Source organism: Amycolatopsis sp., assembly GCF_035546795.1.
GTDB lineage: Bacteria > Actinomycetota > Actinomycetes > Mycobacteriales > Pseudonocardiaceae > Amycolatopsis_E.
On the sequence record NZ_DASZWC010000028.1, the window covers coordinates 1 to 8,902 of the forward strand.

At 66.1% G+C, this 8,902-nt stretch carries 5 protein-coding genes; 1 reads left to right on the top strand and 4 read right to left on the bottom strand.

Annotated features, from left to right (window positions below):
• Positions 1–701: polyprenyl synthetase family protein (locus VHD82_RS17460; protein WP_325704382.1), on the bottom strand; the 701-nt coding region annotated here is incomplete at its 3' end.
• A 139-nt stretch (positions 702–840) separates the two neighbouring features.
• Between VHD82_RS17460 and VHD82_RS17465 the strand changes: the two genes are divergently transcribed.
• Positions 841–2,766, top strand: a complete 1,926-nt coding sequence (locus tag VHD82_RS17465; RefSeq protein WP_414637537.1) for an MDR family MFS transporter — start codon at positions 841–843, stop codon at positions 2,764–2,766.
• Between the two features lie 1,126 nt (positions 2,767–3,892).
• On the opposite strand, the gene nuoN is transcribed toward VHD82_RS17465, so the two are convergent.
• Genes nuoN through nuoL form a run of 3 tightly spaced genes read right to left on the bottom strand, consistent with a single transcriptional unit; the run spans position 3,893 to position 8,900 of the window.
• Positions 3,893–5,455, bottom strand: coding sequence for an NADH-quinone oxidoreductase subunit NuoN (nuoN, locus tag VHD82_RS17470; protein WP_325704388.1), 1,563 nt, complete (start codon positions 5,453–5,455; stop codon positions 3,893–3,895).
• Entirely contained in the window at positions 5,452–7,008 is a 1,557-nt protein-coding gene (locus tag VHD82_RS17475) for an NADH-quinone oxidoreductase subunit M (RefSeq protein ID WP_325704390.1), read from the bottom strand. Before VHD82_RS17475 ends, nuoN begins: the two co-directional genes overlap by 4 nt.
• Entirely contained in the window at positions 7,005–8,900 is a 1,896-nt protein-coding gene (gene nuoL / locus VHD82_RS17480; protein ID WP_325704393.1) for an NADH-quinone oxidoreductase subunit L, read from the bottom strand. Before nuoL ends, VHD82_RS17475 begins: the two co-directional genes overlap by 4 nt.
• Between the last annotated feature and the right edge of the window lie 2 nt (positions 8,901–8,902).

Consider the following 8,902-nt stretch of genomic DNA (forward strand, 5'->3'; position numbering starts at 1 on the left):
TCGATGTCGATGATGTCGTCGGAGATCTGGAACGCGGTGCCGACGATGCCGCCGAGCCGGCTCAGCCGTTCGACCTGGTCCTCGGTGGCACCGGAGAACGTGGCGCCGAAACGGCCCGACGCGGAGATCAGGCAGGCGGTCTTCTCGTAGATCACCTTGAGGTAGTGGTCGACCGGATCGACGCCGGCGGTGTTGCCCTTGGTCTCGCGCATCTGGCCCGTCACCAGCTGGGCGAACGTCTCAGCGATGATCCGCACCGCGTCCGGGCCCAGCCGGCTCACCAGCCGCGACGCCGTCGCGAACAGGTAGTCGCCGGCCAGGATCGCGATGTTGTTGCCCCAGCGGGCGTTGGCACTGGGCGCCCCGCGGCGCATCTGCGCCTCGTCCATCACGTCGTCGTGGTACAGCGTGGCCAGATGCACCAGTTCGACCGCCGCCGCGGCGGTCACCACGCCCTGGTGATTGCCCTTGCCGAACTGCGCGGCCAGCAGCGTGAACAACGGCCGAAAACGTTTGCCACCCGCTTCGACCAGGTGGGACGCGGCGTCGTGCACCGCCTTGACCTCGCTGCGTGCGGTCTCCCGCAGGAGGTTCTCCACATCGGCGAGGCCGGCCGCCAGCGTGCGCAGCAGTTGCTCATCGGCGATCCGCAGACCCACGCTCGCGCGCAGATCCTCGATGGCGCCTCCCTGAACCGACACGTTCCCCTGCCCTCTCGCACTCCGTCACGGTCTTCACCAGCGTAATGGCAAGGCAGAGCGCCACCGAGGGGCGTTGGCCAAGGGCCTGGGTGACGAACACGACAAAGCTTCGCCCACCATCGGGTGAGGAACGCCCGGGATGGGGGCGCACGCGGTTAGCCTTCCGCCTGTGACCAGCAGGAAGACGCAGAACACCATCGTCGCCGCGATCATGCTCGGGATGCTGCTGGCAGCGCTCGACCAGACGATCGTGTCCACCGCGCTCCCGACGATCGTCGCCGATCTGGGCGGGGCGAACCACCTTTCGTGGGTCGTCACGTCGTACCTGCTGGCCGAAACGATCATGACGGTGCTGATCGGCAAGTTCGGCGACCTGTTCGGCCGCAAGAAGGCGTTCCTGGCCAGCGTGGTGTTGTTCCTGGTCGGCTCGTTCTTCTCCGGCTGGGCCGATTCGATGGTCTGGCTGATCGCATTCCGCGCCGTGCAAGGCCTCGGCGGTGGCGGGCTGATGGTCACGTCGTCCGCGGTGATCGCCGACGTGGTGCCGCTGCGGGAGCGCGGGAAGTACCAGGGCGCGATCGGCGCGATGTTCGGCGTCGCCACCGTGGTCGGCCCGTTGCTGGGCGGGCTGTTCGTCGATCATCTGAGTTGGCGGTGGGCGTTCTACGTCAACATCCCGCTCGGGGTGCTGGTGGTGGTGATCGCCGCGGCGGCGCTGCCGTCGGTCAAGAGCACTTTGAAACCGCGGATCGACTATCTGGGGATTTTGCTGATCGCTCTGGCGTCGACGGGCTTGACGCTGTTCACGAGCTGGGGTGGCACGGAGTACCCATGGGCTTCGCCGACGGTCATCGGGTTGGCCGTCGGCTCGGTGATACTGCTGGCGCTGTTCGTGCTGGTGGAACAGCGGGCGGCGGAGCCGATGCTGCCGATGCGGCTGTTCCGCGGCAGGGTGTTCACGGTCGCTGGCATCCTGAGTTTCGTCGTCGGCTTCGCAATGCTCGGCGGGATCACGTACCTGCCCACGTATCTGCAACGGGTGCAGGGCGCCAGCGCGACGGAGTCCGGGCTCCGGATGCTGCCGCTGATCATCGGACTGATGATCACCACGCTGTCCAGCGGTGTCGTGATCAGCCGCACCGGGCGGTACAAGATCTTCCCGCTGGCCGGCTCGCTGGTGATGGCGCTGGGTTTGTTTTTGCTGTCCAATTTGGACGTCAATACGAGTTTCTGGGTCGCCTCCGGGTACATGATCGTGCTCGGCCTCGGGCTCGGTTGTTGTATGCAGGTACCGACAATCGTCGTGCAGAACACCGCGGACTACGACGATCTGGGCGTGGCGACGTCGGGCGTGAGCTTCCTGCGGACGATGGGCAGCTCCTTCGGGGTGGCCGTGTTCGGCACGATCTTCACCAACCAGCTACCCGCGGTGCCCACTGTTCCGTCCTATGTGGACGCCATCCAGACGATGTTCCTGGTGGCCACACCGATCGGCATCCTGTCTTTCGTTGTGGCACTGTTCTTGAAGGAGGTTCCGCTCCGCGATTCGACGAAGGCCGTGGCTGCGGGCAGCACTGGTTTCTCGGAACCGGGCTCCGGGGATTCGCGGCAGGAACTGGAAAAAGTCGTGGCCGCGGTGTGGCGCAAGCGAAAGGCCGACCCGGGCCCGGCGATCCTCGCACGCTCGGGCGTACCACTGACTCACGCGCAGGGCTGGATGCTGGTGCAGGTGTACCGGCACAGCGTGGACGACGGCTCCGCGACGCTGCACGAACTGGCCGAGCGGACCGAGGTTCCGGCGGGCATTTTCGAGCCCACCGCACGGCAGTTGGTCGACATGGGCTACCTCGCGGAGGCCGAAGGGCACTTCCGTTTCACCGGTTTCGGCACGGAGACGTTCGGCCGCCTGGTGACGGCGTGGCGCGTGTGGCTGCTGGAGTCCCTGGCGAGCTGGGACGAGACCAAGGACCGTGATTTCACCGCCTGCATAGACGAAATCGCCGAGCAGCTGATCAGCAACAGCCGCGAACTCTCCGCCGCCAAACACGCCGCCGTTTCCGCGTAACCCCCTTCCTCACCGGGTCCCCGTCCGCCTTGGCGCGTCCGCCTCGGCGTCCGCCTTCGTGCGTCCGGCGTGACTGACGAGTTGTGGCGCGGTTGGGACCGCTGATTCCGTTGCCGCAGCCGCGTTTCCGGTACCCGGTCGCAAGCGTGGTGATGATCGGGCCGGCTTGGAGGGCATTCTGTATCTGCTGCGTACAGCGATCCGGGGGACCGGTTGCTGCCCACCAAGCTGCTCGATGCGCCGGGCGCGACGTGCTGGCGACGGTTGGCCGAGTGGCAGAAAGCCCAAGTGATCAGTTCAGTTTGAGTGGGTGGACGTGTCGGCCTCACTGGCCCGGCCGGAATGCTCGCAGCTCCGTCGCGCGTCGGCCGACCCTGACGCGTGTTTGCCACGCCAGGTCGCCGTTTTCACCGCATCCATCGCCTTTTCCTGCGCTACATCGGTGTTTTCTCCCCTCCAGTCCGCATGACAGCCGTTCCCGGTCGCATGTTTGTGACGCCAGTCGCCGTTTTGGCGACACCCGTCGATGTTTCTCCGTCTTGTTTCATCACTCCTCCAGTGTTTTGCCGCGCCTGTCGGCCTTTTCGCCGCACCCATCAGTGTTCTGCCACGCCCGTCGGCGCGTCGGTATTCCCCGGCGGGTGCCTGCCGCGCCGGTAGAGCTGTCAAGAACCCGCCGATGTCTCGGGCGCTCCAGCCAGCGTGTCGCCGCGCACGCCGCCGTAGCCCCAAAATCGCCGTATGACCGAACAAGTTGGTGCGTTCGCCGCTGACCTCGGCGCTCCTATCGTTCCGACGCGTGCTCGCCACCCGCGCCGGCCACCAACCCACTGTCAGTCCAAGTCGCGCGCGCCGTCAACCCCAAATCCCGGAAACGGCGAGGTTATCCACACCCACCCAGTTATCCCCAGAATCCAATTCTGTTTCCCACGTCCCGCCCCGAATCAGGCAGACTCGAAGCATGACTCCGAAAACCAAACCCAACCGCCGCGCGGCCAACAGCGAGATCCGCGGCATGTTCGAAGAAGCCCGCAGTCACGGCCTGGCGAGGCGGCACCTGCAAAAGCTGCGCCACCTCACCGAGACCGGCCGACTGCCGTTTCCCTTGGCAGAACTGGAAAAACCGTCAGAAGGCGAACGAGCCCGCCCCGGCCCAGCCGAGCGCGAACGAAGGCACCACACCGAGCAGCAGGGTGATGATCACCCCGAGCGTGATCGCCGCCGTTGTGAAGGCGCCCGGCACGGTCACGGTCGGCCCGTCGGCCGCCGGCTGCGAGAAGTACATCAGCACCACCACGCGCAGGTAGAAGAACGCCGCGACAGCGCTGAACACGAGCGCGATCACCACGAGCGGCGCCATCCCGTCCCGCAGCGCTGCCGAGAACACGACGAACTTCCCGACGAAGCCACTCGTCAACGGGATACCGGCGAGCGCGAGCAACAGGAAGGTGAACACGCCGGCCAGCACCGGAGATCGCTTGGCCAGCCCGGCCCACGCCGACAAATGTGTCGCCTCACCGGAAGAGTCCCGCACGAGCGAGACAACACCGAAGGCGGCCAGCGTGGTGAAACCGTAGGCCAGCAAATAGAACAGCGTGCCGGACAAGCCCTGCTCGGTCATCGCCAGCGTCCCGACGAGCAGGAAGCCGGCGTGCGCGATCGAGGAGTAGGCGATCATGCGCTTCACGTCGGTCTGCGTCAGCCCGAGCACGGCGCCGATCGCCATCGAAAGGATCGCGACGGCCCACAGCACCCCGCGCCATTCCCAGCTCGTCGATTCGAACCCGACGGTCAGCACCCGCAGGATCCCGCCGAACGCGGCCACCTTCGTGCAGGCGGCCATGAACGCGGTCACCGGAGTCGGCGCACCCTGGTAGACGTCCGGAGTCCAGGTGTGGAACGGCCCCACCGAACCCTTGAACAACAGCCCGACGACCAGCAAGCCCATCCCGGCGAACAGCAGCGCGTCGGAGCGGTCCGAGCCGGCGGCGGCGTGCGCGATGTCGGCGAGCTTCACCGAGTTCGCGTAGCCGTAGAGCAGCGCCAGCCCGTAAAGGAAGAACGCCGACGAGAAGGCACCGAGCAGGAAGTACTTGACGGCCGACTCCTGCGACAGCAGGCGCCGCCGCCGCGCGAGCCCACACATCAGGTAGAGCGGCAGGCTCAGCACTTCCAGCGCGATGAACATGGTCAGCAGGTCGTTCGCCGCGCAGAACGTCATCATGCCGCCGAGCGCGAACAGCGTCAGCGGAAACACCTCGGTCTGCATCCCGGTCGAGCCGACCTGGGCCCGGTCCTGGAACGTGCCGGGCCGGATCGATGCCTGTGCCACGAACGCGCCGCCGGGTTCGACGGAACGGTCCGCGATCAGCAGCACCGCGCCGAGTGCCAGTGCCAGCAGCGTGCCCCAGAGGAACAACGCCGGCTTGTCCACCGAGATCGCCCCGGCGAACGTGGTCAGTCCGGCCTTCGGCGAACTGCTCACGTAGATCACGAGCGAGACACCGGCGGCGACAACGGCCAGCAGGCTCAGCACAACCTGCCCCGGCCAGCGCATGTGCCGCGGCAGGAATGCCTCGAACAGCACGCTGACGCAGCCCGCCGCGAGCACGATCAGCACCGGCAACACAGCCGCGTACTCGATCTGCGGCGTCGCGATCTGCCCTTGCTGGGCCAGAACCTGGATCACTTCGCCTGTCCTCCCTGGATGGCCGAAAGGGTGGCGTCCACCGACGGTCCCACCGTGTCCAGCACCGGTTTCGGATAGAACCCGAGTCCGATGATCAGCACGACCATCGGGATCAGGATCGCCAGCTCCTTACCGCCGAGATCCTTGATTGCCTTGCGCGCGCCCAGTTCCGGCGCGATAGCCGTACCTGGGCCGCCACCGGCGCCGACAAGCGCGTCGCCCCGGACCGGCCCGGTCATGATCCGCTGGTACAGCCACAGCACGTAGGCCGCGGCGAGCACCATGCCCAAGGTCGCGAGGATCGCGTACACCGGCTGGGTCTCGAACGAACCCAGCAGTACCAGGAACTCACTCACGAAGGAGTTGGTCCCCGGCAAGGACAAAGTGGACAGTCCCGCGAGCAGCAACATCCCACCCAGCAGAGGAGTCACCTTGTACATACCGCCGTAATCCGAGATCCGCGTCGAGCCACCGCGCGCGATCACCAGGCCCAGCACCACGATCAGCATCCCGGTCGCGAGGCTGTGGTTGAGCATGTAGGTCACCGAGCCCACGGTGGCCTGCTGGGTGAACGCGAAGATGCCCAGCGCGATGAACCCGAAGTGAGCAATGGAAACGTAGGCCACGAACCGCTTCATATCCTGCTGGCCGGCCGCGAGGATCGAGCCGTAGAGCACACCGATCACGGCCAGCACCAGCACCAGCGGCGCGAGCGCCTTGCTCGCGGCGGGGAACATCGGCAGGCAGTAGCGCAGGAAGCCGAAGGTGCCCACCTTGTCGAGCACGCCGACGATCAGCACCGCCACGCCGATGGGTGCCTCGCCGGCCGCGTCCGGCAGCCAGGTGTGGAACGGCACCAGCGGTGCCTTGATGGCGAAGGCGAGGAAAAAGCCGAGGAACAGCCAGATCTGCGTGCCGGTCGGGGCATCCCGCACCACGGTGACGAGGGTGGCCCAGTCGAATGTGCCGTGCCCCAGCTTGTCCGCGGCGAGCGAGTACGCGCCGATCGCCGAGGCCAGCATGATCAGCCCGCCCAGAAAGGAGTACAGGAAGAACTTCACCGCCGCGTACTGCCGGTTCGCGCCGCCGTAGCCGCCGATCAGGAAGTACATCGGGATCAGCATGATCTCGAACAGCACGTAGAACACGAACACGTCGGTCGCGGCGAACACCGCGATGGTCAGCGCCTGCTGCACCAGGATCAACGCGAGGTACCCGCCGGCGCTGCGGCCTTCCGGCAGCTTGTCGGCGGTGCCCAGCGCACCGATCACGATGGGCACCAGGAAGGTGATCACCGCGATCATGATCAGCGCGATGCCGTCGACACCGAAGGAGATGTGGACACCGAAGCTCGGGATCCAGTCCATCGTCGTCGTCTGCTGCAGCCGGGCGCCGCTCGGGTGATAGCTCGCCCACGTCGGGATGATCAGCAGGAACTCGAGGATCGAAAAGACGAGCGCGACCGTCATCGCGGTCCGATCGTTCTTTCGCAGTCCACAAAGGACCAGTGCGCCGACCAGCGGCAGCAGGATGAGGGCCAGTACCCAGGTCATGAGAACCTCACCAACAACAGGGCCGCGACCAGTACGAACGAACCGGCCAGCATGGAAAGCGCGTAGGAACGGACGAAACCTGTCTGCAATCGGCGTAGTCGCCCGGAACCTCCGCCGAGCGCGGCGGCCAGTCCGTTGACAGCGCCGTCAACGCCCCGGCTGTCCAGGTAGACCGAGAACCGGGTCAGCCACATACCGGGCGTGGCGACGAGGGTTTCGTTGAGGGCGTTGCCGTACAGGTCCTTGCGTGCGGCCCGCACCACCGCGGATACGTTCTGCGGCCGCTCCACGGGGGTGTCCCGGCGGCCGACCACGAGCCAAGCGACAAGCACACCCAGTGCGGAAAGGAGAACTGTCAGCCACGGGATCAGCGAATGCGGCAGCACACTGTGCTCGGATTCGGTGAGCTCGCCCAGCGACGGAGTGAGCCAGGCCGAAAGCCGGTCGCCGAGTGAGAAGAACGCCCCGGCGCCGACGGAGCCGATCGCCAGCAAGATCATCGGCACCGTCATCACCGACGGGGACTCGTGCGGGTGGAAGTCGCGGCCGTCACTGGACTTGATGTCCTTCCACCGTTCCTTGCCGAAGAAGGTCATCAGCACCAGACGCGTCATGTAGAACGCGGTCAGCGCCGCGCCCAGCATCGCGGCGAGCCCGAACACCCAGCCGCGCCAGCCTTCCTGACCGAAGGCGGCCTCGATGATCGCGTCCTTGGAGAAATAACCCGACAGGAAGGGGAAACCGATGAGTGCGAGGTAACCGAGGCCGAACGTGACGAACGTGATCGGCATCCGCTTGTACAGCCCGCCGAACTTGCGCATGTCGACTTCGTCGTTCATCGCGTGCATGACCGAGCCGGCGCCGAGGAAGAGGCCCGCCTTGAAGAAACCGTGCGTCAGCAGGTGCATGATGCCCAGCGCGTAGCCGAGCGGGCCGAGCCCGACGGCCAGCATCATGTAGCCGATCTGGCTCACCGTCGAATAGGCGAGCACCTTCTTGATGTCGTCGTAGGCGCAGCCGATGATGCACCCGATCAGCAGCGTCACTGCACCGACCAGGGTGACGATCAGCCTGCCGCTCTCGGTCTCGTTGAAGATCGGGTTCGACCGGGCGACCAGGTACACCCCGGCGGTCACCATCGTCGCGGCGTGGATGAGGGCCGACACCGGGGTCGGACCTTCCATCGCGTCGGGCAGCCAGGCCTGCAACGGGAACTGGCCGGACTTACCGCAGGCGCCGAGCAGCAGCAGGATGGCGATCGCGGTGATCACGCCGGCCGGCGCGTGGCCGATGTTCGCGAACACGCCAGCGTAGGTCACGGTGCCGAGGTACTTGAACATCAGGAAGATCGCGAGCGCCAGGCCGACGTCGCCGACCCGGTTCATCAGGAAGGCCTTCTTCGCCGCGGTCGCGGCCGACGGCCGGTCCGTGTACCACCCGATGAGCAGGTACGAGGCGAGACCGACGCCCTCCCACCCGAGGTAGAGGGTGATGAAGTTGTTGCCCAGCACCAGAACCAGCATGGAGGCCACGAACAGGTTCAGATACCCGAAGAAACGGCGCCGGTTGACGTCCTCGGACATGTAGCCGATCGAATAGATGTGGATCAGCGAGCCGACCCCGGTGATCAGCAGGACGAAGACCAGCGACAGCGCGTCGATCCGGAAGCCGAAGTCCACGGTGAGGTTTCCGACCGGGAACCACGAGTAGAACTTCGTGTCGGCCGGTTTGCCGTCGCTGCCGAAGAACAGCACGAGACCGTAGACGAAGGAGGCGATGACGGTCGCACAGCCGAGCAGATGGCCCCAAGCGTCCGTGCGCTTCCCGCCCGCCAGCAGGATCAGCGCGCCCAGGGCCGGGAACGCGACCAGCAGCCACGATGATGCGATCACTT

Coding starts and splice junctions, on each gene's coding strand:
- VHD82_RS17465 (WP_414637537.1), top strand. CDS start 841: ATGGGGGCGCACGCGGTTAGCCTTCCGCCTGTGACCAGCAGGAAGACG.
- VHD82_RS17475 (WP_325704390.1), bottom strand. CDS start 7,008: ATGACCTGGGTACTGGCCCTCATCCTGCTGCCGCTGGTCGGCGCACTG.